We start from the raw sequence: 22,564 nt of genomic DNA on the forward strand, positions 1-22,564 counted from the left end.
ATTAATAATTAACAGAATCTACTAGCCAACCAATAAATTAGAAGTAAATTCCTTATATTTGTATGAAATTTTACACTATGGTAAATTCAAGAGCAAGAGAAACCACTGAAGCAATCGAAAGACTTTATGTTTCTATGCGTCACTTATTCTATCGCGGTTTTTTCAAACCTGCCGGGATTTCCGGAGAAAGCCTTCGGTCATTACTTATGACAATCAACCCAGAAATCTATGGAACGATGGGTGTTCCTAACAAAATAGAACTAGACGGACTCCTTTATGTTTTAGATAGACTTCCAGAAGGAATTGAGGAATGCTCGTTCATTCACCTTACTTCTGACGAAGGTTTTGACAAAGGAAGCTTCGAAGTTATTGTTCCGAAGAAAAGAAGAAGAAACTGTTATCGTATCGACGAACACCAAATGAATATCGAAGTTCTTTTGGGTCGTTCTGAAATCTATGACATCCTCACTCACCTCACTTTCCTTTATATTGAAGCAGACAAAATTCGCAAACTCGCCTTTCTTTCTGAACGAAGCGATAAACCAAGCAGAGCCTGGAAAATTATCGAACAAGTTGCAATAGGCAATGAGAAATTGAGCAGAAAAGAAAAAGAAGTTGCTTTAATTCATCTTTCTTCATTACTAGGAAGAACTTTCGATGAAACTTTAAATGCTTATAATAACTTTGGTGATGATAAAAACCCAGATCGTCTTTTCAAAATCATCTATCATTTAGGAAACGAAAGCTTTAACGATTATAAACAAATCAGAGAAAGAGAAGTTCATTTCTCGGCCATTCTTAGAGAAAGAGTTGGTCACCATTTCTTTGGCGAAAAATGGGCGAATAAAGTAAAGCAGGTTTTAGCAGAAAATAATTTACAAATGAGACCCCTGCATATTATTTCAGCCAATATGCATTCCGTGAAGAATATGCTTTTTGCAAATGATTCTATCGGAAAAAAAGCGACCAAAAATGTAGATTACAAAATGTACGAAGAAATTTCTAACAAGAAAGCCTTGCAAGAAAAAGTACTCGCACATTCCCAAGAAGCAGGTTTGATTTATATTCATGACCAAAGCGGAAGCAATATCGATGTTCAGATTATCGATTTATCAAAAATAGATCTGAAAAACACCCCTTTCGCAGATCTGAAATATTCGGGAGACGATGTGATTATGGTTTTCGATTATGCATTTGGTGAACAAGCATACGAAGTAATGGACGAACTTCTGCGCCCTTATGACTATAACGGCGAAATCTACACGATGAAGGTGAAATCTATTTCAGTTATGGGTAAAGCCGGAATTTTACAAGGCGAGAAAGGAGACATTATGATTCCTACTTCTCATGTATTTGAAGGAACCGCAGATAATTATCCATTCGAAAATGCTTTGAAATTAGAAGATTTTAAAGATGATGAACTAAAAGCTTTCGAAGGCGGAATGGTTACCGTTTTGGGAACTTCGCTTCAGAATAAAGATATTTTGAGATATTTCATGGATACTTCCTGGAAAGCAATCGGCTTGGAAATGGAAGGCGCGCATTACCAAAAAGCAATTCAGGTGGCATCGAAAATTCGTCATCATATTTCGGAAGATTTATTTGTAATGTACGCTTATTATGCTTCTGATAACCCTTTGGAAACAGGCTCTACGCTTTCTTCCGGCGGATTAGGATTAACTGGAGTGAAGCCAACTTATTTGATTACTTTAAGAATTTTAGAGAAAATTTTGGGAAGCGGAAATAGCAAAAAATAGAATCGTTCACAGTTTGGATTTCATGTTCCTAAATCGTATTTCATTAACTTTGAAAGTATAAACGAAAATAGAATGGCAACAATTGAAATTAAAAACAAATTAAGTAAAGATAAAATGAAAATGGTGGTCGATGTCCTTAAGGCATTGAGAATTACAGCAATTATCAATGAGCCTAAAGACGACACCAAAATGACGAAGAAAGAATTTATTGAAAAAGCAAGGAAATAAAAATTTCCGCTTCCTAGCAGTCTCAAATTTTAGGATGATGTTTAATGTAGAATTTTCCGAAAATTTTTAATTCACAAAATTTTCTCGATTAACTATAAATTTTGTTTACAATTCACCCTTTCAATTTTTAAGTATTGAAAGGGTTTTTTTATTAAAGAACATTTTGATACGATCAAATGATACTATCTGAGATAAAAAAACCACGGTTTATCAATTGATTTAAAAGTTTCTTTTTAAAAATTCTTATCTTTCGGTTTTTAAAAATAAAAAACATCATGAACAAAGGATTTTTCATTATTCTTACTTTATTTTTCGGATTACTATCTGCGCAAAAAAATGCTTACTATCAGCAATATGCCAAATACAAAATGGATATTGATGTGGATGCGAAAAACTTCACTTACAACGGAAATCAAACTTTAACCTATACCAACAATTCACCTGATGAATTAAATGTGGTTTATTTTCACTTATACTGGAACGCCTTTAAAGCAGGTTCGATGATGGATCAAAGAATTGCAGGTCAAGGAAAAAATGGCGATTCTCGTTTACAAACCAACGGGATTTCTCGATTGGCTTCCATTCCGAAAGAGGAAGAAGGCGCACAAAATATTCACTGGATTAAGCAAAATGGAAAGGACTTGAAATTTGAGATTCAAGAAACCATTATGAAAGTCTATCTAAACTCACCTATCAAACCCAATTCTTCAACCACCTTTACGATGGAATGGGATGCAGTAATCCCGATGCAAATTCGCCGTGCAGGAAGAAATAACCGAGAAGGAATCGATATGACGATTACCCAGTGGTATCCGAAAATTGCAGAATACGATTATGACGGCTGGGCAACTTTTGATTATATCGGAAGAGAATTTCACGCTCCGTTTTCTGATTTTGAAGTCAACATTAAAATCGATAAAGATTATGTGATTGGCGCTGGAGGAACTTTAGAAAACCAATTAGATGTAAAAGGTTATGATTCAAAAGCCATTATCAAGGCTGATAAAAACAACAAAGCAACCTGGAAATGGACTGCCAAAAATTTATTAGATTTCGCTTGGGCTGCAGATCGTGATTATACGGTAGATTCATTCGTGATTTTAGATGGGCCGAAAGTTTATTTCGTTTATCAAAAATCAGAGAAAACTAAATATTGGTCTGAAGCAAAACCTTATGTGACGAAATTTTTCCAAATCATGAATGCAACTTATGGAAGGTACGTTTACCCATCATATTCCTTTATCCAAGGTGGCGATGGCGGAATGGAATACGGAATGTGTACCATGATTTTGGGTGAAGCTACAAGCTTACAAGGTCTGGTTGGATTAATGGTTCACGAAGGTGGGCATTCTTGGAACCAACAAATAATGGCGTACAATGAAAGTGTTCGTCCTTGGATGGATGAAGGATTTACCAGCTATTACGATGATTCCATCATGTATCAATTATTCCCGCCAAAAACACCGCAGGCAAATCCATTTACGGGAACTCTAGACCGCTACAGAAGTTTTGTAAAAAAAGGAATTGAAGAACCTGCCGTTTGGTTAGGGGATCATCATGATAATGGAAATGCATACTCCTTCGCAACTTACGTAAAAGGAGAACTTTTTCTTGTTCAGCTTGGTTATATCATGGGAGAGCAAAATTTAGCTTTGGTGATGAAAGAGTTTTATAATGAGTGGAACATGAAACACCCAACCGACAGAGACTTTATGCATATCGCACAGAAAGTTTCGGGAATGGATTTAAAGTGGTTTCTGAATTACTGGATCAACACCACCAAAACCATTGATTACGGAATTAAAGAAGTGAAATACAACGAATATTCTACGACCATTACTTTAGAAAACAGAGGAACTATTCCCATGCCTATTGACTTCTCTATTTTAACAACCGATAAAAAGGTGGTTAATTTCCAGATTCCTTTAAATATGACTCATACCTGGAAAACCAAAGATATTTACGGTGATTTCAAAACTGAAGCTTATTGGCCTTGGACCCAGAAGGATTACACCTTCACAATTCCTTATAATAAATCACAAATTTCTGCTTTGGGAATTGATTTCTCGCAAAGATTAGCAGATGTGAATCTGGAAGATAATTTTGTGGAAGTAACGAAAGAAGAACCAAGTAAAAAATAATCCCGATAGTCCCGAAAGCTTTCAGGACTGTCGGAAGAACCAAGTTCAAGGATTAGAGAAAATTAATTATTTTATGAATTCTATCATCATCAATATCGGAAATACCAATATTCGCTTCGGCTTGTTCGATGGCGATAACTGCCATATTTCCTGGATTCTAAATACGAAACCTTACAGAACGAGCGACGAATTGCAAATGCAGTTTATGATGATGTATCAAACTCATAACATCGATGCTCGCCAAATCGACAAAGTGATTATCGGTTCTGTGGTTCCTCAGTTAACTCACGATGTTACCAGAGCGATTCAGAAAATTCACGGTAAAAAACCAATCGTTGTTGACCGAACAACCGCTTCCGATGTTCAGCCAAAATCGAAACAAATGGGAACGGATATTTACGCCAATCTGGTTGCCGCACACCATCTTTATCCAGCAGATAAAAAGAAAATTATTTTCGATTTCGGAACAGCTTTAACGGCGAGTTGTATTAATGAAAGCGGAGAAACCCTTGGAGTAATTATCGCCCCAGGAATTATTACCGCTCTGAATTCATTAATTCACGACACCGCACAATTACCCGAAATTGAATTGGTAAAACCGAAATCTGTTTTGGGTTTAGACACCGTTTCTTGTATGCAAAGTGGAATGGTTTATGGCTATTTAGGAATGGTCGAAGGATTTGTAGACCGTATTAATGACGAAGTTAAAGACGAGTGTTTCGTGATTGCAACTGGTGGAGTCTCTCACGTTTATAAACCTTTAACAGAGAAAATTCAGATTGCCGATCGGCTGCATACTTTGAAAGGATTGTATTATTTGGGGAAAGATTTGGGGTGATCGTGAATGGTGAACCAACGGAAATTCACTCAAAGCAATTCACTTCCGAAGGAAAATTCGCTATCTTTTCGATTTAAAAAACTCCTTCACAATCACCGAACATTCATGTTCCATTACTCCCGTAACGATTTCCGTTTTCGGATGCAACTGTAAATGCTTGTTGATAAAACCACGTTGTTCATCTCTTGCACCAATCACAACTTTTGAAATCTGAGACCAACTTAAAGCTCCAGCACACATTACACAAGGCTCCATAGTAACATACATTGTACAGTTTTGTAAATATTTTCCGCCAAGATAATTTGCCGCCGAGGTAATTGCCTGCATTTCTGCATGAGCCGTAACATCATTTAAAGTCTCGGTCAAATTATGCGATTTGGCTAGAATTCTTTCATTTGAAACGATGACGCAACCGATTGGTACTTCTTCCTTTTCTAATGCCAGTTGCGCTTCTTGGAGCGCCATTTTCATGTAATATTCGTCGGTAAACATAATTGGGTACTATTTAATTAAAGACTAATCGATGCAATTTCGGAGATTTATCAAACAGAAAAGGCTCAGTGCAAAACTAAGCCCTATTCTAATTTATTTCAGTGTTTAGAAACGATAACCAATTCCCAACATTCCTTTTCCGGCGATTGGGGAGTCATATTTTTTATCCATTCCAAATCTCCTTGCAACTCCCATACTTGCTTCAAAAATAATATTATTTCTAGCAACCCATTTTCCACCAAATCCTACACCAACTCCTATCGTGGTGTTTTTGTCTTCATTAAGAGTAGAATAACTATAGCCTGGTCCATAATAAGGTTGATAATAAGAGTCCTTGGTCATCGTTATTGGAACAAAACCCTCTACAAAAAATCCAGAAGCATAGTTTTTACCAAAATACATTCTGTAATAAGGTGAAATTTGCGAAAAACCACTATTCTCATTTTCGTTAGTATTTCCCAGATAGAACATTCCATTAATCCCAACTCCAGAATTTTTGCTGAGCAATCTTTCATAAGAAACATTTAGTAGTGGTGCGGCAATCAGTTCAATCGGGCTCAGCATAATGTCATTTTGCCTATTGGGTGTTTCGGTTTCTTGAGCATTAAGGCTAATGCTTCCCAACAATGCAATAAGTAATAGTTTTCTCATATATTTTTTATTAAATTTAAAATTAAAATGCATACAAAATCGATGTTCCACTAAATTTATTTTTTTACTCGAAATTCATTGATAAGGGCAATCGAAACCTATATCGGGCTGCTGTTCCTTTAATGAAAGCTGGAGAAAATTTTTCTGGTAAAAGATAAAGCGCAATTTCAGCTTGTTTATTAAAGATAAAATTATCCCCTTCTGCAGTAACTGAACTTATTGAACCATCTTTTTCAACCACAAATAGCAATTCAGTCTTTATGGTTTTTTCACCTTTCAAAATAGCATCTGAATAAAATAAATCGAGGATTTGCTTTCTCATTAATTCGAATCCACCTGGATATCTGGCATCTTCAGTCAGATTGGATTTTTGTGCTTTTTCTATTAAAAGTGGCTGCTGATTCTTGATTTGAAACTGGCTTAAATCTTCTCTGATTTTTATTTTTACTAAAGCATTCACCAAAGCAATATTCTGAATACTGTCTAGCTTCATCATAAATTGCTGAAAATCTGCTTTAACTGCAATTTTATCAGCATCATTTGCTTGATTATCAAATTTATTTTTGAATTCCTTGTTTAACATAAAACGCTGATAATCAAAAAAACTTTTCACCTCTTTAAACTCTTGATTTTGTTGAGCGAAAGAAAAAGAGAAGACTAACAAAGAAACCAGGCTTAGAAAATTTTTGAACACCATAATCGTATTTGTCCGTAAAAATAATTAAAAAAACTGACAACATTGAAAATATATCGAGAAAGAGAAACAAAGAGCGCAGGTACTGTGATTTTATAAAAAAAGTCCCGCTCATTGCTGAACGGGACTTTTATATCATTGCGTGTAGATTTATTCTGCACTTGTTTCCTCTGCTGCTGGAGCTTCTGCTTCTGCAGTTTCTTCTTCATCTTCGTCGTCAATTGCCGCACCACCTTTTGCTGCAGTTCTAGACATCTTAACAGCTACTACTACTGCATTTGCTGGATGCATGAAAGAGAATCCTTCTACTTTGATATCACCAACATAAAGTTTGTTACCAATTTTCAATGGGGTAACATCTACTACGATTTCGTCTGGCAAGTTTCCTGGGATTGCTTTCACTTTCAGTTTTCTGAAAGATTGTCTCATTGCACCACCGGCAACAACCCCTTTTGAACGTCCTATAAGTCTTACTGGAACTTCCATCACTACAGGCTTATCGTCTGACAACTGATAGAAATCAGCATGCAAGATTTTGTCTGTTAATGGGTGGAATTGGATGTCCTGAAGTACGGCAGGAATGGTTTTTCCGTCAACCTCAATAGATACCGTGTGTGCTTCAGGAGTATAAACCAAACCTTTGAAAGATTTTTCTTCTGCAGAAAAATTTAAAGTTTCGGCACCTCCGTAAACAACACAAGGAACTAATTCAGCATCACGTAAGGCTTTAGTAGACTTCTTGCCTACGCTTTCTCTTTTTGTACCTTGAATTGTAATTGATTTCATTATAATATATTATATAAATTTTAAGGTTGCAAAGATATCATTATTTTTTTAAATAATAAATTTATCGCTAATTGATTTGTGCTGATGAACCATTTTCATCACATCTGCAAAGAGTTCAGCACAAGATAAAACTTTAATCTTTGATGATAATTCTGTTTTAATAGGAATGGTATCGGTAACAATAACTTCTGATAGTTTGGAATTCTCGATATTTTCATACGCTTTTCCCGAAAGAACGCCGTGTGTTGCTATCGCCCGAACACTTTTTGCTCCATTAGCCATTAAGATTTCTGCAGCTTTACAAAGGGTTCCTGCAGTATCGATCATATCATCAATAAGAACTACGTTTCTTCCTTCTACATGACCAATTAAAAACATTTCTTCGACAACATTCGCTTTTTTCCTTTCTTTATAAGCGATTACAACTTCGGCACCGAGGTGACTTGCATAATTCTTCGCTCTTTTCGCTCCACCCATATCCGGTGAAGCAATGGTAAGATCCTCTAAATCAAGCTGCTTAATGTAATCAATAAAAATAGTAGAAGCATATAAATGATCTACTGGAATTTCAAAAAATCCCTGAATTTGATCTGCATGCAAATCCATTGTCATGATTCTCGTTGCTCCTGCTGCGGTGAGAAGATTTGCCACTAACTTTGCTCCGATTGGTGCTCTTGGCTGGTCTTTACGATCCTGTCTTGCCAAACCATAGTAAGGTAAAACTACGGTAATACTTTTTGCAGAAGCTCTTTTTGAAGCATCAATCATGAGCAATAACTCAAGAAGATTATCTGCTGGTGGGAAAGTAGATCCAATTAAAAAAACCCGTCCACCACGAACAGATTCATCCAATACGGGCTCAAATTCCCCATCACTAAATTCCTGGAAATTAATTTTCCCCATTTCTTGCCCATAAAATTGAGCAATTTTTTCCGCCAAAACCTTACTTGTTCTGGTAGAGAATAAATAACTTGCCTGATCAGCCATTTTTACTTTTTTTTAGATGTGCAAATTTAAAAAAAATAAAACCACTCGAAGAATTCAAGTGGTTTTAAGTTTAATGATTTTTATTAATAACAATTATGGGAAAGTTACTCCTTGATAATTATTGATATTAACCATTGGTAATGTTGATTTATACTTTTGGTTAATTACTCTCAAAAATTCATTGGCAACAATTGCATATCCCCTTCCGGTAAGGTGAACGCCATCAAGAGAGAAAGTTCCACCTGTAACAAATTTTGCAGTATATTTCACGCCATCAAACTGAATTCCTGATACGCTGTTCAATTCAACCATTTTCGCATTCGCATCTACGAAAGCCAATCCATAGCTTGCTGCGAGTGATTTTATAGAAGCATTATATGCATCAACAGCATTTTTTACATTTGCTGCTTCTGCGACTGTTAAAACATGTTGATTTTCTAAAGGATATGAGATACCATAAACATTGATTGTTGAAGGTGCTCCTGGTACAGTAGAACCAATTACTGATTTCGAAGTCAACAAAATATAATCACCTGCGGTACTTTGTCTTGCTTGACCATAAATTTGCCCAAAAGCTGTTGCAGTCGCTAGTCCTAATGATGGGGTTAATGCAGCGGTAAGTTGTGCTGACAAATTAGTTAAAGACACATCTTTTATTAAAACTGGGTTTGCAGCGGTAGCAGAAAGTAAATTAATTCTGTTTCCTTCGCCGAAAGCAGTTAATGCTTGTTTCAACGGTCCATATAAACTGGTATTTAATGCACTAAGATTTGCACCTAAAGCAGCTGGTGTTAGCGGATTATAAGGAACTGTAGTGAAATAAGGAATCGAAGTAACATAAGGAATGTTTGCAATTACCCCTTTGGTCGCTCCAGAAACTTTAAGCGTTTCTAAAATAGTTTGAATTGAGCCTGCAACAACGGCAGGATCCGAGATATCATTAGCACCATAAGTTGTCGGGTCTACATTTCCCTTTTGATCGGTACCCATTCCACCACTTGTAGCATAACTTAGCACGTCGTTATTACCAATCCATAGCGAATAAAAAGTTGGTTTTTGAGCAATAGCATCATCCAACACTCTTGAAGTTGCGCTAGAAGAGAATCTCACATAATATGGATTTGCTTGCCCTGTAGCTACTCCTGCAATATTACCATATCCAGGAGCAATAAGGTGAAACGATTTCGCACCTGGAACTCCCAAATTATTAAGTGAACCTGTAATTTTTGTGGCAACATTTGTAGTTGGAGTTGCATTTACATTCAAAATATCAGGAGCACCATTTGTAAATGATTTGATATACAATTTTGTAGCTTGTATCACATTGCTACCCAAGAGTAAACCTCCATTATTATCTGCCATCATTGGCTGTACAAAAGCTCCACCGCCTGCAAGTTGCATTTGTTGTGCAATGATACTTGGGTAAGATTCGTTTTGCCCATCAATATACAAAGCGTTGTCTCTGAAACCTGAAGTTAAGGAGTTCCCCAATGAAACATATTTCGTGAAATTTGCCTCTCCATTACTTACTTGAATACTGCTTACATCAGTATCAAAGTCTGTGTTACAACCTGCCATGGACAAAAGTGCCGCAACAGCAATCGTTGAAATTAGTATTTTTTTCATAATCTATTTATTCTTAAAATGCGTTATATGATAAACCTAAACCAAAGTAATATGCTTTAGCTTTAGCTTGTCCGTAGAAATTATAGTAAGCGTTTTTCACGTCTCTTGGCATCTGGAAGTTATAAGCTCCTGATAAATCAATCCCGAAACTGTTCCATTTGTAACCAATACCTCCAGTAACTACATTTGCATTGAAAGACGGAGTATCAGGAATAAAATGTTCATCAGTATAAGGTGATTCATCATGATAATACCCTAATCTTCCCGCAAACTTATCGGTAATCATATACTGCGTTCCAATTCTCCATGTTTGTGTATTGTGGAAGTCTTTAGGAGAAACCAAAACGGTAGGATCACTAGGCGGACCCACCTGTGCGTTTTCAAAATGGAGGGTTAACTTATTATACTGGCTCCAGCCTGCATAATTAAAGTCTCCTGATACCAACCACTTCGGTGTAATATTGTAAGTAACTCCAACCGTATATTCACTGACCAAAGGTAAAACAGCTTTAAATTTATCTTTACCGTTTGCATCTAAACCAATCGTTGGAAATAAGCTTGAAGAAACGTTAAAAGTAGCAACCCCTTCATCTGCTTTCATATCAACAGGCGATCGGTACGCAATACTCACATCTAACTTATCGGTGGGTTTTAAATAAAAACCTACACCAAATCCGGTTCCTGACGCTTTATCATCTTTAATATTCAAACTTCCATCTAGTTGCTTAACCGACTTATCCCAATCTACAGATCCTTTAGCATAAATAAAACTACCTCCTACGGAAGCCCACGGTGCTAATTTAAAAGAAACCATTGGTTGGAAATAGAATGCTTTTAATTCAATTTTCTGTACCATTTCACTACCTGCCCAATCTTTCCCCCAGTCGATTGTACTTCCGAATGGCGTACTGAAACTGAAACCTACCGAAACATTATCTACAATCTTATAGGCAACTGCCGCATAAATTGGCGTTCCCAAAGGATTATCTGTCTTGTAAGATTCCAAAGTTGAAAGATTTTGATATTCCACCTCTGAGTTGATTCCAAATCCACCCGCAGCGATACTTAATCTATTTGGAATAAAAGACATCCCAGCCGGATTGAAGAAAGTCACACTCGCATCTTCAGCATGTGCACTTGTGTGAGCCATTGCCAACTGCTTTACACCTTGTAAAGAAACTCTAAAGCCTCCGGCGTGAGCAAGAACCCCAGCCAACAATGCTGTTGTTAAAACTATTTTTTTCATAAGATCATTATTAATGTTCCAAATATAAAATTAATTTTTATACAAATGTTAATTATTCTTAATTTATTTTAAACAAAAGCTATTTTATGCCTAATGTTTAATTTTTATCGTGGTCTGTTAGAGGTGTAAAGTCTTTATTAATAGTATTTATTAAATTAATTTATTAAAAAGGATAGTTTCTGTTTAATTTAAATGAAATCAATAAAACCGAAATGAAATTTTATTTTTAAATTATATTATCTGCATGGTATTTTAATAAAGGTTAAATAATTCATAAAATACTGCCTTATTTATGTGTAATTAAAAAATCAACACTGTTAAATTCACTCTCATTGAAATATACAAAAATATTATAGTAAATTTGCAACAGATAACAAAAATATAAATATGAGTTGTGGATGTAAAACATCCGGCGATTCGTCCCATTCATGCGGAACAAAATCTGCGAATGGCTGTGGAAGTGTAGATACTTGCGGGAATAGCTATAAATTAAGTGTTTTCGATTGGCTCTCGAATATTAACAATCCATCTCAATCTCAAACAGATTTTGTGGAAGTAAGATTCAAGAACGATCGCAAATTTTTTTATAAAAACGTCAATAAATTACCGCTTCATATGGGAAGCGTCATCACAGTAGAATCTAGTCCGGGTCATGATATAGGTGTAGTAAGCCTTACAGGAGAATTGGTGAAAATTCAGATGAAAAAGAAAAATATCTCTGAAGAAAACCCTCTGAAAATTTACCGATTAGCCAACCAAAAAGACATTGAAGTTTGGCAGGATGCCAGAGGAAAAGAAGAAAGCGTAAAAATTCAGGCCAGAAAGATTGCTTATGCACTCAATCTTGAAATGAAAATCACCGATGTGGAATACCAGGGTGACGGCACGAAAGTTACGTTCTTTTATACGGCAGAAACCCGAGTGGATTTCCGGCAGTTAATCAAAGAATTCGCTTCATTGTTCAGAGCAAAAATCGACATGAAACAAATCGGTTTCCGACAAGAAGCTGCAAAAGTTGGAGGCATCGGCTCTTGCGGAAGAGAATTGTGTTGTTCTACTTGGTTAACCGATTTCCGATCCGTAAATACCAATGCCGCACGCTACCAACAACTGAGCATCAATCCTCAGAAATTGGCTGGACAATGTGGAAAACTAAAATGTTGTCTTAACTATGAGCTCGACAGCTATTTAGACGCATTAAGCGATTTCCCTCCTTCATCAACAACGATTGACACTGAGAAAGGAAAGGCTTTCTGTATTAAAATTGATGTTTTCAAAAAGAGAATGTGGTTTGCCTATGCAGATCATTCTATGGCATGGTACGACTTAGATGTTCAGGATGTCAAAAAAATGATTGCCAAAAATAAAAAAGGTGAAAAAGCACAACCTTTAGAAGATGTAAAAGTTCTTGATGTCCCGGTAAAATCAGTAGATCTTATTCAGGAAAATAATATGGATCGCTTCGAAAGAAGAAATAAAAATACAGGCAAAAATCAAAATAAAAGAAAACCGAACAACCAGCAAAAACCAGAGAACAAACCTGTAGCAAATCAAGGCGATAGAAGAAAGAGAATTTCTGAAAAGCCAAGTGACAAACCACTTGACAAATCTGCACAACCGAATGCGAAACCCCCTCAGCAAAAGCCAAAAAACTTTAAAAAGAAACCTCAACCAAAACGCGATGACAATGCATAAGATAATGGGTGCTTTTTTCGTTTTGTTTTTTCTTGCCAGTTGCCGCAAAGATTCAGAACAAGTGTTCATCAACAATCTCAACGGAAAATGGGGAGCAAAAGCCGAACAAAAATTTGACTTTAAAATAACGGATGCTCAAAATCCAAAAAATATTATATTTGTTGTAAGAAATAACAATGATTATCCTTATAGTAATATCAGGTTGATTGTCAATTTACTTGATGGGCAAACGAAAAAGAAAAGTACAGATACGCTCAATTATATTTTGGCAGAACCCAACGGTACATGGCTTGGAAAAGGTTTCGGCGACACCAAAGAAATTCTTTTTCAGTATAAATTAAATTATAAATTTCCGGCTAATGGTGATTATTCTATCGGAATTATTCAAGCGATGAGAAATAATAATCTTCCGGGAATTGAAGATATTGGCATAAAAATAGAAACGACACAACCGTAAAATTATTTATGGAAAACACACAAAACAAAGGAAGTAAACCACAGCAAAAATTTCCGCTCCCTCCAAAAAAGGCTAAGAATACTGGCTGGAAAAAATGGGTGAAATTTGTTTGGATTGCTTTAATTCTTCTCATTGTAGGAATCGCAGGATTATTTTTTGCGGTGTCACAAGGTTTTCTTGGTGACATGCCTGATGTGAAAGAACTCGAAAATCCAGATATTTATGTGGCTTCTGAAATTTATTCTTCGGATGGAAAAATGCTGGGTAAATTCGAAAAAGAAAAAACACAACCTATTACCTACAAGGAGTTACCACCCTATTTAATTTATGCGCTACAAGCAAAAGAAGATGAGCGATTCAAGGAGCATTCTGGAATTGATTTGCATTCAGTGGCGCGTGCGGTAGCCTTTGGTGGGAAAAGAGGTGGCGGTTCTACCATAACTCAGCAGTTGGCAAAACTATTATTTACAGGAACTGCATCCCAAAACAGCTTGCAAAGATCTTTTCAAAAATTAAAAGAGTGGGTTGTTGCTGTAAGTTTAGAAAAACGCTATACGAAAGAAGAAATCATTACTCTTTATTTCAACAAATTTGATTTTGTAAATAATGCCAATGGTATCGAAATGGCGTCGCGAATTTATTTTAATAAAAAAGCAAGTCAACTAACTTTACCGGAAGCGGCAATGTTTGTAGCAATGCTAGAAGCACCAGTAGCCAATAATCCGATGCGAAATCCGGAAAGAGCAAAACGCAGACGAGATGTGGTATTGGATCAAATGTTGAAAACAGGTTATCTCGATCAAGCAACGTATGAAAAAGCGGTCGCTACTCCTATTGTTGTAGATTTCCATCCCGTTAAATCTATTGATGAAGGTTACTCAGCTTATTATAAATATTATTTGAGAAAAGAAATTGAGGGTTATATAAAAGATTACGAAAAACAAACTGGCAAAACTTTAAATTTATTTAAAGATGGTTTGAAAATTTATACCACCTTGGACTCCAAAATGCAAACCTATGCTGAAGAAGCAATTAAAGAGCATTTAACCGATCTTCAAAGTAGATTTGACGCTGAACAAAGAGGGAGAAAACAAAGACCTTTTTATTTAATTAATGATGCTCAGATCAACTCCATCATGCTTAGTGCAATGAAGAGAACAGGAAGATACAAGCAATTAAAAAATGCAGGGGTGCCCGAAGATTCAATCATGCTTGATTTCAAAAAACCAATTAAAACTTCCAGATTTACCTGGAAAGGTGAGGAAGAAGTAGAAATGTCTCCCTGGGATTCTATCCGTTATCACAAACAAATTGCACAAGCCGGACTCATGTCAATGGTTCCAGGAACTGGCGAAATTAAAGCTTGGGTAGGTGGAATTAATTGGCAGCATTTTCAGTACGATCATATCAAACAAGGAAAAAGACAAGTAGGCTCAACCTTTAAGCCTTTCGTATATGCAACGGCAATTATGAAATTAGGAATGACTCCTTGTTCTACAGTTTCTAATGCAACTTATACTAAAGGAAACTGGACTGTCGCAGGCTCACCTGGAAACTTAACCTTGCGTGATGCACTTGCACATTCGAGAAACCCTGTTGCCGTTCGTCTAATAGAAATGACTGGTGTAAAAAGCGTTATTCAATTAGCCCGAGATCTAGGAGTAACCGAAGAAATCCCCAATAATTATCCTGTTGCTTTAGGCTCGTCTGATATTACAATTTACGAAATGCTGGGTGCATATTCCACTTTTGCTAATTACGGAAATTACATTAAACCAGAAATGATCTGGCGGATTGAAGATGCAAACGGAAGAGTAATTCAGGAAATAAAACCCGTGACCAAAGAAGTGATGAACGAATTGTATGCCTACACCATGATCGATCTGATGAAAGGTGTTGCCGCATTCGGAACAGCTTCTGGGGAATTGGGACGAAGAGGCATTTCAAAAAGCATAGAAATCGCAGCCAAAACTGGAACTACACAGAATAATTCCGATGGTTGGTTTATGGGGATAACCCCTAATCTTGCGACTGGTGTCTGGGTCGGGTGGGAAGACCGAGCAACACATTTCCGAGGAACGGGTGAAGGACAAGGTGCGAAAATGGCGCTACCGATTTGGGCGATTTATATGAAAAAAGTTTGGGCAGATAAAGAACTTGGGGTTTCTCCAGAAGATAAATTTGTAAAACCATCTAACTGGACCGGAAACTGTGGCGACCTCCAAGGAATTGGCGGATATGGAGATGATGGCGGGTTACAAACCATGGACGAAATAAAAAATCCGACCGTTGTAGAACCAACCAACACAACCAAAAAACCGCCTGCCAAAAAAGAAGATAATATCAACGAAAATATCAACAGCGGCGACAATATCGATTTTAACAAATAACATCAATCTATATAATAAATCGAAAACATCCTTTCAATCTTTTGGAAGGATGTTTTTTTTAACGAACTTTGAATCATGAATTTAGATCAAATAACCCAACAATATTTAGCACTTTTTCCTGGTGACCTTTCTGGAAACCCGATGCAAAGACAAACACCAAAAGCGGTATTTTCAACGGTAGAAATTGCTCATTTCGAAAATCCTGAACTGATTATATTTAATGAAAAACTGTCCGACGAAATTGGTTTGGGAAAAATTGAAAATCAAGAAGACAAAGATTTTCTCAACGCAAGGTCACTTCCGACCGAGACGAAAACTTATGCAACTGCGTATGCGGGACATCAGTTCGGAAATTGGGCAGGGCAACTCGGTGATGGACGAGCGATTTTTGCTGGAGAAATAAAAAATGCTGAAGGTGAAAAATCCGAAATCCAATGGAAAGGTGCAGGGGCAACTCCATATTCTAGACATGCTGATGGGCGAGCGGTTCTTCGATCTTCCATTCGGGAATATCTGATGAGTGAAGCGATGTATCATTTGAGAATTCCGACAACACGTGCTTTATCACTTTCTTTTAGCGGTGAACAAGTTGTTCGGGATATGCTTTACGACGGAAATGCCGCCTATGAAAAAGGGGCAGTCATCACCAGAACTGCTCCGAGTTTTTTACGATTTGGGCATTTTGAATTGCTTTCTGCGCAAGGTGAAACTCAAACTTTACAACAACTTACGGACTTTGCGATTGAAAATTATTTTCCCGAAATCGATTGTACAAGTCCAGAGAAATATGTTGAATTCTTCAAAACAGTTTCAGAAAAAACTGCAGAGATGATTGTAGAATGGTTCCGCGTGGGATTTGTTCACGGCGTGATGAATACCGATAACATGTCGATTTTGGGCTTAACAATTGATTACGGTCCATTTTCTTTCTTAGATGAATATGATCTGAATTTCACCCCAAATACGACCGATTTGCCCGGCCGCAGATACGCTTTTGGAAATCAGGCAAAGATCGCACAATGGAATCTCTGGCAATTAGCAAATGCTTTATTTTCTTTAATTAAAGATGAAAAAAAATTAGAAAAAACTTTGAATGACTTCAATACCAATTTCTGGGTTAACCACGATGAGATGATGGCGCGAAAATTTGGGTTTGATCAAGTTCAGCAAGGTGATGACGAACTCTTTACGAAAGCCCAACAATTAATGCAGGACTTAGAAATCGATTATACTTTATTCTTCAAACAGTTAGAAACTTACTCAGAAAATGTTGATTTCAAAATTCATTTTAATGAAGTTTTTTACTCAAGAACAACCGAAGAGCAATTTGAAAAGTTGAAAAAATTTCTTGGTCTTTATCAAAATCGATTAGCAAAAAATAGGATCTCAAAAACAGATTCTTTAAATCTAATGAAAGAAACGAATCCTAAATTCATTCTGAGAAATTATCTCCTTTTCGAATGCATCAATGAATTGAACGAAGGAAAAAAAGATTTACTGAACAAACTTTTAATCGCTTTAGAAAACCCTTATGAAGAAATCTATCCCGAATTTTCTGTAAAAAGGCCTCCCGAATATGATGGACAAACCGGTTGCTCTACCCTTTCCTGTAGTTCTTAAAATTTATTACTTTTGTCAAAATTTATGACCTTGAATTTGAAACAAAAATTGACCGATTTTCTGAAAACTGTTTTCCCGGAAACAAAATTCGAATTGCTTTTATTTCTACTATTCCTAATTGTTTACGGTATTTTAGGAACTGCAATTGCGTTGAATTATCGAATTATTTTTGATGATCGAATTCCTTGGGATGCTTATTTTAGTTTTGATAATCGAGCGATTGTAATGACGGGCGGTGGCTTTGAAAGACATCCTTTGGCAAACTATTTCTTCAACTGGATTCGGGAGTTTGCTTTCCTATTTTCCGATGGTAAAAAAGATGAAACTTTTCGACTGGTTTTGGCTTGGTGCAGCAATTTTGTGGTGAGTTTAAGTTTAATTCAGATTTATAAATATTTAAAGAATATCATTACTTTACCTAAAAAGATTTCTTTACTAATTCTCTTTTTCTTCGCCTTTTTTACGACACCAATTCTACTTTCTTTCACGCCAGAAACTTATACTTACACTTTATTTTTCTTGGCTTTATTTAATTATTATGTCGCTTTAAAATTAAGAAAGGAAGAGAAAATTCCGGCAACAGCATTGGCTTTGGCAGCAGTTTCTATCGGTGGATTAACGATTACGAATATTGTTAAAGTGTACATCCCAGTTCTTTTTGAAAAAAATATTTTCCGAAACTGGCGAAAATTTGGAAATCTAGTTCTACGGGTTTTAATCTCCATTTCCGTATTTGTCTTATTGTTCTTGTACCGTTTAGATTTCAAATTTTTAAACTTTTTAAATAAATCCGGTGCGCAATATGAAAAATTTTCCACTCCGAAAGTTACTCCGATTTGGGACATGATTGCATCTTGGTTTTTTGGTGGAAATATGCTTTTTAGTAGTTTCGCTCTTCGGGATTATCACAATCAAAAAGGGTTTCAGTACAAAGCACTCTTCATGGATGTTTATTCGTCTTGGGTTTCGTATGTATTTGTAGCAGCGGTTTTAATCCTTGTATTATGGGGGTTTGTCAAGAACTTTAAAAATAAATTTGTTCAGATATTGATGATTTCATTTTTGGTGGATATTATGATTCACTGCGTTTTAAAATTCGGATTGCACACTTCTTATATTTACGGCGGTCATTTTATATTTGTTGTTCCGCTGCTGCTTGGTTGGTTGTTTTATGGTTATAAAGACTCACCGAAAACACTCTCTTTTCTATTTTTTACCGTTTCTATCTTATTCTTTTATTTGATTATTAATAACGTTTTCAGAATGACTGAATTTTTTAATTTCTTGGAAATGTATTATCGATAATTCTATTCAGTGATAATAATTATGGTTTAAAAAACATGAATTATCTAAAACTGTTAGTAATCTCGATTATTCTAATTGGTTGCAAAAAGAAAACTTTTGCGGATGATATTGTTTTAATAAACAATGATAAAATTGACATGAAATTTCAGGAGTTTAATGAAGGTGTTAACGAATATGGCTCTTCACTAATTTATGTGGGCAAATCAAAAGACTCTATTTCTATTAAATATTATGAATCTTTGTTTCCACCACCGCCGCCGCCTAATTTTTATTTGACTTCAGAAAAAGACATAGAGGATTCTATTGCTTTCAATAAAATTCGAAGTAAATATTTTCATGGTGATTTTGATCGAATTCGATTTTCCGATCATCCAGTTAAATTTGATTCACTTGCTCGCAATAAATTAGAAATTGTTGTTAAATCAAAAGATACTATTCCTCATTTTGTAATTGATTCTTTAAGAAATATTAAGGCTTATAAATCATTTCCTGTTTTTATTAAAAATATTTCAAGCAAAAAAATCATTCTTCCTGAAAATAAATCTTTAGGAACTTTTGTTCTCAATAAAAAAAATAAGTGGCAACTCATCTGGAACGACAATGCTTTTATTTGTGGAGATGATCGATATGATAGAAGATATTGGGTATTAAACCCTGATGAAATTATCATTTTTTCGGTTAACTATTTTAAAGGAGAAGAAAAAACTAAATTCAAAATAGGCTTATCAAATTATTTCTTTTCGGAAGAATTTGAAGGAAATATTAATCCTGTACTTTTCAATAAACAGAGAACTATTTTTGAAGCAAAATAAAAAAATCCGCAAAAAATTTCTGCGGATTTTACTTTTTATTTTTACCTTTTTACTTGGCTCTTTCCTTAATCATTCAACTTCAACACCGCCATAAATGCCGATTGCGGAACCTCTACTCTACCAATTTGTTTCATTTTCTTTTTCCCTTCTTTTTGCTTTTCAAGAAGTTTACGTTTACGGGAAATATCGCCACCATAACATTTTGCGGTAACGTCTTTTCTTAAAGCTTTAATGGTTTCTCTTGCGATCACTTTCGCTCCCAAAGCTGCCTGAACGGCAATGTCAAATTGTTGTCTCGGGATCAGTTCACGCAATTTTTCGCACATTCTTTTTCCGATATAATAGGCGTTGCTGTCGTGGATTAACGAAGAAAGTGCATCTACCATATCACCATTAATCAGAATATCCATCTTCACCAATTTGGAAGCACGGAAACCGATTGGGTGATAATCGAAGGAAGCGTAACCTTTGGAAATAGATTTCAAACGGTCGTAAAAATCGAAAACTACTTCTGCCAAAGGCATATTGAAAACGAGTTCTACCCGATCAGAGGTTAAATAACTTTGGTTCACAATTTCGCCTCTTTTCTCGATACATAAAGTCATCACCGCTCCAACGAAATCGGATTTTGTAATAATAGAAGCTTTGATGAAAGGTTCTTCCACGCGATCCATTGTCATAGGATCGGTCATTTCAGATGGGTTGTTGATCAAGATCATCGTATCGGGATCTTTCTTGGTATAACCGTGGTACGAAACGTTGGGAACCGTGGTAATCACGTCCATATTGAATTCTCGGTCGAGTCTTTCCTGAACGATTTCCATGTGCAACATTCCGAGGAATCCGCAACGGAAACCGAAACCAAGTGCTGCAGAACTTTCTGGCTCGAAAACCAAGGAAGCATCATTCAAACGGAGTTTTTCTAAAGAGAATCTCAGCTCTTCAAAATCTTCGGCTTCGATAGGATAAATCCCTGCGAAAACCATTGGTTTTACTTCTTCGAAACCTTCGATTGCGTGTGGCGCACCATTTTCAAAAGAGGTAATCGTATCGCCTACTTTTACTTCGCGGGCATCTTTAATTCCGGAAATAATATAACCAACATCACCGGTTTTAATTTCGGTTTTTGGGGTTTGTTTTAATTTTAAAGTTCCCACTTCATCGGCTTGATACATTTTGTTGGTCGCCATGAATTTAATGCGTTGCCCTTTTTTAATGCTTCCGTTAACGACTTTAAAATAGGCTTCAATTCCTCGAAATGGGTTGTAAACCGAGTCGAAAACCAATGCTTGAAGTGGTCCGTTTTCATCACCAACCGGTGCCGGAATTCGGTTCACGATATGTTCTAGCAATTCGTGAACGCCTTCACCAGTTTTCCCAGAAACGCGCAAAACGTCTTCATATTCGCAACCGATTAAATTCATAATTTCATCGGTAACTTCTTCTGGATTTGCAGAAGGTAAATCGATTTTATTTAAAATTGGAATAATGGTTAAATCATTTTCTAAAGCCAAATATAAATTGCTTATCGTTTGAGCCTGAATGCTTTGTGCAGCGTCTACAATAAGAAGCGCACCTTCACAAGCAGCGATAGAACGGGAAACTTCGTAAGAGAAATCCACGTGTCCTGGGGTATCGATAAGGTTCAGCACGTATTTTTCACCATTCAATTCATAATCCATTTGGATGGCGTGGGATTTTATAGTAATTCCGCGTTCTTTCTCCAAATCCATATCATCTAAAGTCTGAGATTGTAATTCTCTTTGGGTGACGGTATTGGTATATTCTAAAAGGCGATCTGCCAAAGTAGATTTTCCGTGGTCGATATGTGCAATAATGCAGAAATTTCGTATGTTTTTCATTAAAATAAAGATAGTTTGCAAAGATAATGAAAGTGAATTGAACTCAATCAATTTTTGTTGAATGTCAAATTTTATTTTACAAAGCTGTATTCTCCATTTAAGAAATCGATATAAATAGGATCTCTATCAGCTTTTAATGCCTTATTGTATTTTGCATATAATTCGATTCCTGATGCGATTCCGCCCACTGCACCAAACAGAAAATAAGCAGAAGAGACATTAATTTCTTCAGGAAATAAGATATATTTATTTGCCATTACAAAAAAACCTTTCTCATTTTTTTGCAATTCTAAAAATCCAGCTTGCGTATTTTTAAATGCTTTTCCGTTTTCCACATAACCATAAATTTTCCTTGCTGGAATTTTATCATCTGCTGTATTTACGGCTTTTATTACTTCTCCATTATTTTTGATAATCTGGTAATTTTCAATGGGTGCTTGACTAAAAAAACTTTGATAATCCAGATATATACCATCTTTTAATTCATTATTAGAAAAAGCAGAATAATTTGTTTTTAAAATTTCGTCGTATTTATACAAATCAGCAGCTGGAATTTTTGTTTCGAATGGCGTTGCTCTATAAGAATCGAACATTAGTTTTTGCAGAACCTTTTGGGTGTTTTCCACAAAAGTATTTGGAATACCTGGAACTTCTTTCGTGTTTAATCCTATTACATTATCATATCTTTTTAAGAAATATAAACCGCCATCTTTCCTTAGAAAAGTACTGAATTTCATGTTCAAAACACAATAAATTTCTTTGTTTCGAATGTCATTAGAAATCGCTAAATCCTCGATGAGTAAAACAATATCATTGGTAGCTTTATTTCTTTTTCTATTGTTTTTTTCAAACCAATTTTTAATATCTTCACTTAAATCATCAGTAGGAAAACTAAAAGAATAATATTTTCCGCGGAAAACAATATCTTTCATTTCTTTATTTTTCCGCAAGTCGATTACTTCCAAACTCTTGGTGGT

Annotated in this window: 19 protein-coding genes; 10 read left to right on the forward strand and 9 right to left on the reverse strand. The window is 35.8% G+C overall.

Annotation, left to right across the window (positions count from 1 at the left end):
• Positions 1-77 precede the first annotated feature (77 nt).
• The 4 genes from WBY99_RS06485 (at position 78) to WBY99_RS06500 (ending at position 4,964) form a co-directional block, all read left to right on the forward strand.
• A complete protein-coding gene (locus WBY99_RS06485) occupies positions 78-1,757 on the forward strand; it encodes a DUF6909 family protein (protein WP_423975515.1) in 1,680 nt (559 codons plus the stop codon).
• A 72-nt stretch (positions 1,758-1,829) separates the two neighbouring features.
• Positions 1,830-1,985, forward strand: coding sequence for a hypothetical protein (locus WBY99_RS06490; protein WP_423975516.1), 156 nt, complete (start codon positions 1,830-1,832; stop codon positions 1,983-1,985).
• A 275-nt stretch (positions 1,986-2,260) separates the two neighbouring features.
• Complete coding sequence (locus WBY99_RS06495) at positions 2,261-4,126, forward strand: M1 family metallopeptidase (protein ID WP_423975517.1); 1,866 nt, start codon at positions 2,261-2,263, stop codon at positions 4,124-4,126.
• Positions 4,127-4,199: 73 nt separating this feature from the next.
• Positions 4,200-4,964, forward strand: a complete 765-nt coding sequence (locus WBY99_RS06500) for a type III pantothenate kinase (protein WP_423975518.1) — start codon at positions 4,200-4,202, stop codon at positions 4,962-4,964.
• A gap of 60 nt (positions 4,965-5,024) precedes the next feature.
• Here the strand turns inward: WBY99_RS06500 and WBY99_RS06505 are convergent, their stop codons facing one another.
• The 7 genes from WBY99_RS06505 to WBY99_RS06535 form a co-directional block, all read right to left on the reverse strand.
• Positions 5,025-5,456, reverse strand: a complete 432-nt coding sequence (locus WBY99_RS06505; RefSeq protein ID WP_423975519.1) for a nucleoside deaminase — start codon at positions 5,454-5,456, stop codon at positions 5,025-5,027.
• 105 nt (positions 5,457-5,561) lie between these two features.
• On the reverse strand, positions 5,562-6,107 hold the full coding sequence (locus tag WBY99_RS06510; protein WP_423975520.1) for a DUF3575 domain-containing protein: 546 nt from the start codon (positions 6,105-6,107) through the stop codon (positions 5,562-5,564).
• 64 nt (positions 6,108-6,171) lie between these two features.
• Entirely contained in the window at positions 6,172-6,690 is a 519-nt protein-coding gene (locus tag WBY99_RS06515; protein ID WP_423975521.1) for a hypothetical protein, read from the reverse strand.
• Between the two features lie 261 nt (positions 6,691-6,951).
• A complete protein-coding gene (locus WBY99_RS06520; RefSeq protein ID WP_423975522.1) occupies positions 6,952-7,587 on the reverse strand; it encodes a 50S ribosomal protein L25/general stress protein Ctc in 636 nt (211 codons plus the stop codon).
• 48 nt (positions 7,588-7,635) lie between these two features.
• Positions 7,636-8,574 carry a ribose-phosphate pyrophosphokinase gene (locus tag WBY99_RS06525; protein ID WP_423975523.1) on the reverse strand — a complete coding sequence of 313 codons (939 nt, stop codon included), beginning with the start codon at positions 8,572-8,574 and terminating at the stop codon, positions 7,636-7,638.
• Between the two features lie 93 nt (positions 8,575-8,667).
• Entirely contained in the window at positions 8,668-10,200 is a 1,533-nt protein-coding gene (locus WBY99_RS06530; RefSeq protein ID WP_423975524.1) for a G-D-S-L family lipolytic protein, read from the reverse strand.
• Positions 10,201-10,213: 13 nt separating this feature from the next.
• Positions 10,214-11,446, reverse strand: a complete 1,233-nt coding sequence (locus tag WBY99_RS06535; RefSeq protein WP_423975525.1) for an OmpP1/FadL family transporter — start codon at positions 11,444-11,446, stop codon at positions 10,214-10,216.
• Positions 11,447-11,833: 387 nt separating this feature from the next.
• Here WBY99_RS06535 and WBY99_RS06540 point away from each other — a divergent pair, with 387 nt between their 5' ends.
• From WBY99_RS06540 to WBY99_RS06565, 6 genes are all read left to right on the forward strand, one after another.
• The gene (locus tag WBY99_RS06540) at positions 11,834-13,141 is read left to right on the forward strand and encodes a PSP1 domain-containing protein (RefSeq protein ID WP_423975526.1); all 1,308 of its coding nucleotides are present in this window, start codon (positions 11,834-11,836) and stop codon (positions 13,139-13,141) included.
• Positions 13,128-13,598 (forward strand): gliding motility lipoprotein GldH, encoded by a 471-nt coding sequence (locus tag WBY99_RS06545; RefSeq protein WP_423975527.1) that lies wholly within the window; start codon positions 13,128-13,130, stop codon positions 13,596-13,598. Before WBY99_RS06540 ends, WBY99_RS06545 begins: the two co-directional genes overlap by 14 nt.
• An 8-nt stretch (positions 13,599-13,606) precedes the next feature.
• Positions 13,607-15,988, forward strand: a complete 2,382-nt coding sequence (locus WBY99_RS06550; protein ID WP_423975528.1) for a penicillin-binding protein 1A — start codon at positions 13,607-13,609, stop codon at positions 15,986-15,988.
• Between the two features lie 75 nt (positions 15,989-16,063).
• A complete protein-coding gene (locus WBY99_RS06555; protein ID WP_423975529.1) occupies positions 16,064-17,608 on the forward strand; it encodes a protein adenylyltransferase SelO in 1,545 nt (514 codons plus the stop codon).
• A 12-nt stretch (positions 17,609-17,620) separates the two neighbouring features.
• Positions 17,621-18,913, forward strand: coding sequence for a DUF6080 domain-containing protein (locus tag WBY99_RS06560; protein WP_423975530.1), 1,293 nt, complete (start codon positions 17,621-17,623; stop codon positions 18,911-18,913).
• Between the two features lie 272 nt (positions 18,914-19,185).
• Positions 19,186-19,725: a hypothetical protein gene (locus WBY99_RS06565; RefSeq protein ID WP_423975531.1), complete on the forward strand. Its 540-nt coding sequence runs from the start codon at positions 19,186-19,188 to the stop codon at positions 19,723-19,725.
• Between the two features lie 65 nt (positions 19,726-19,790).
• Here the strand turns inward: WBY99_RS06565 and lepA are convergent, their stop codons facing one another.
• Both lepA and WBY99_RS06575 read right to left on the reverse strand, forming a co-directional pair.
• On the reverse strand, positions 19,791-21,587 hold the full coding sequence (gene lepA / locus WBY99_RS06570; protein ID WP_423975532.1) for a translation elongation factor 4: 1,797 nt from the start codon (positions 21,585-21,587) through the stop codon (positions 19,791-19,793).
• 71 nt (positions 21,588-21,658) lie between these two features.
• A partial coding sequence (locus tag WBY99_RS06575; RefSeq protein ID WP_423975533.1) for a hypothetical protein occupies positions 21,659-22,564 on the reverse strand: 906 nt, incomplete at its 5' end.

The organism is Kaistella sp. (genome assembly GCF_049588135.1).
Taxonomy (GTDB): Bacteria; Bacteroidota; Bacteroidia; order Flavobacteriales; family Weeksellaceae; genus Kaistella.

What these genes read in the sequence shown, in the direction of transcription:
- WBY99_RS06555 (WP_423975529.1), top strand. Translation starts at nt 16,064, where the DNA reads ATGAATTTAGATCAAATAACCCAACAATATTTAGCACTTTTTCCTGGT.
- WBY99_RS06545 (WP_423975527.1), top strand. Translation starts at nt 13,128, where the DNA reads ATGACAATGCATAAGATAATGGGTGCTTTTTTCGTTTTGTTTTTTCTT.
- WBY99_RS06535 (WP_423975525.1), bottom strand. Translation starts at nt 11,446, where the DNA reads ATGAAAAAAATAGTTTTAACAACAGCATTGTTGGCTGGGGTTCTTGCT.
- WBY99_RS06485 (WP_423975515.1), top strand. Translation starts at nt 78, where the DNA reads ATGGTAAATTCAAGAGCAAGAGAAACCACTGAAGCAATCGAAAGACTT.
- WBY99_RS06500 (WP_423975518.1), top strand. Translation starts at nt 4,200, where the DNA reads ATGAATTCTATCATCATCAATATCGGAAATACCAATATTCGCTTCGGC.
- WBY99_RS06550 (WP_423975528.1), top strand. Translation starts at nt 13,607, where the DNA reads ATGGAAAACACACAAAACAAAGGAAGTAAACCACAGCAAAAATTTCCG.
- lepA (WP_423975532.1), bottom strand. Translation starts at nt 21,587, where the DNA reads ATGAAAAACATACGAAATTTCTGCATTATTGCACATATCGACCACGGA.
- WBY99_RS06505 (WP_423975519.1), bottom strand. Translation starts at nt 5,456, where the DNA reads ATGTTTACCGACGAATATTACATGAAAATGGCGCTCCAAGAAGCGCAA.
- WBY99_RS06525 (WP_423975523.1), bottom strand. Translation starts at nt 8,574, where the DNA reads ATGGCTGATCAGGCAAGTTATTTATTCTCTACCAGAACAAGTAAGGTT.
- WBY99_RS06530 (WP_423975524.1), bottom strand. Translation starts at nt 10,200, where the DNA reads ATGAAAAAAATACTAATTTCAACGATTGCTGTTGCGGCACTTTTGTCC.
- WBY99_RS06520 (WP_423975522.1), bottom strand. Translation starts at nt 7,587, where the DNA reads ATGAAATCAATTACAATTCAAGGTACAAAAAGAGAAAGCGTAGGCAAG.
- WBY99_RS06510 (WP_423975520.1), bottom strand. Translation starts at nt 6,107, where the DNA reads ATGAGAAAACTATTACTTATTGCATTGTTGGGAAGCATTAGCCTTAAT.
- WBY99_RS06515 (WP_423975521.1), bottom strand. Translation starts at nt 6,690, where the DNA reads ATGTTAAACAAGGAATTCAAAAATAAATTTGATAATCAAGCAAATGAT.
- WBY99_RS06540 (WP_423975526.1), top strand. Translation starts at nt 11,834, where the DNA reads ATGAGTTGTGGATGTAAAACATCCGGCGATTCGTCCCATTCATGCGGA.
- WBY99_RS06495 (WP_423975517.1), top strand. Translation starts at nt 2,261, where the DNA reads ATGAACAAAGGATTTTTCATTATTCTTACTTTATTTTTCGGATTACTA.
- WBY99_RS06490 (WP_423975516.1), top strand. Translation starts at nt 1,830, where the DNA reads ATGGCAACAATTGAAATTAAAAACAAATTAAGTAAAGATAAAATGAAA.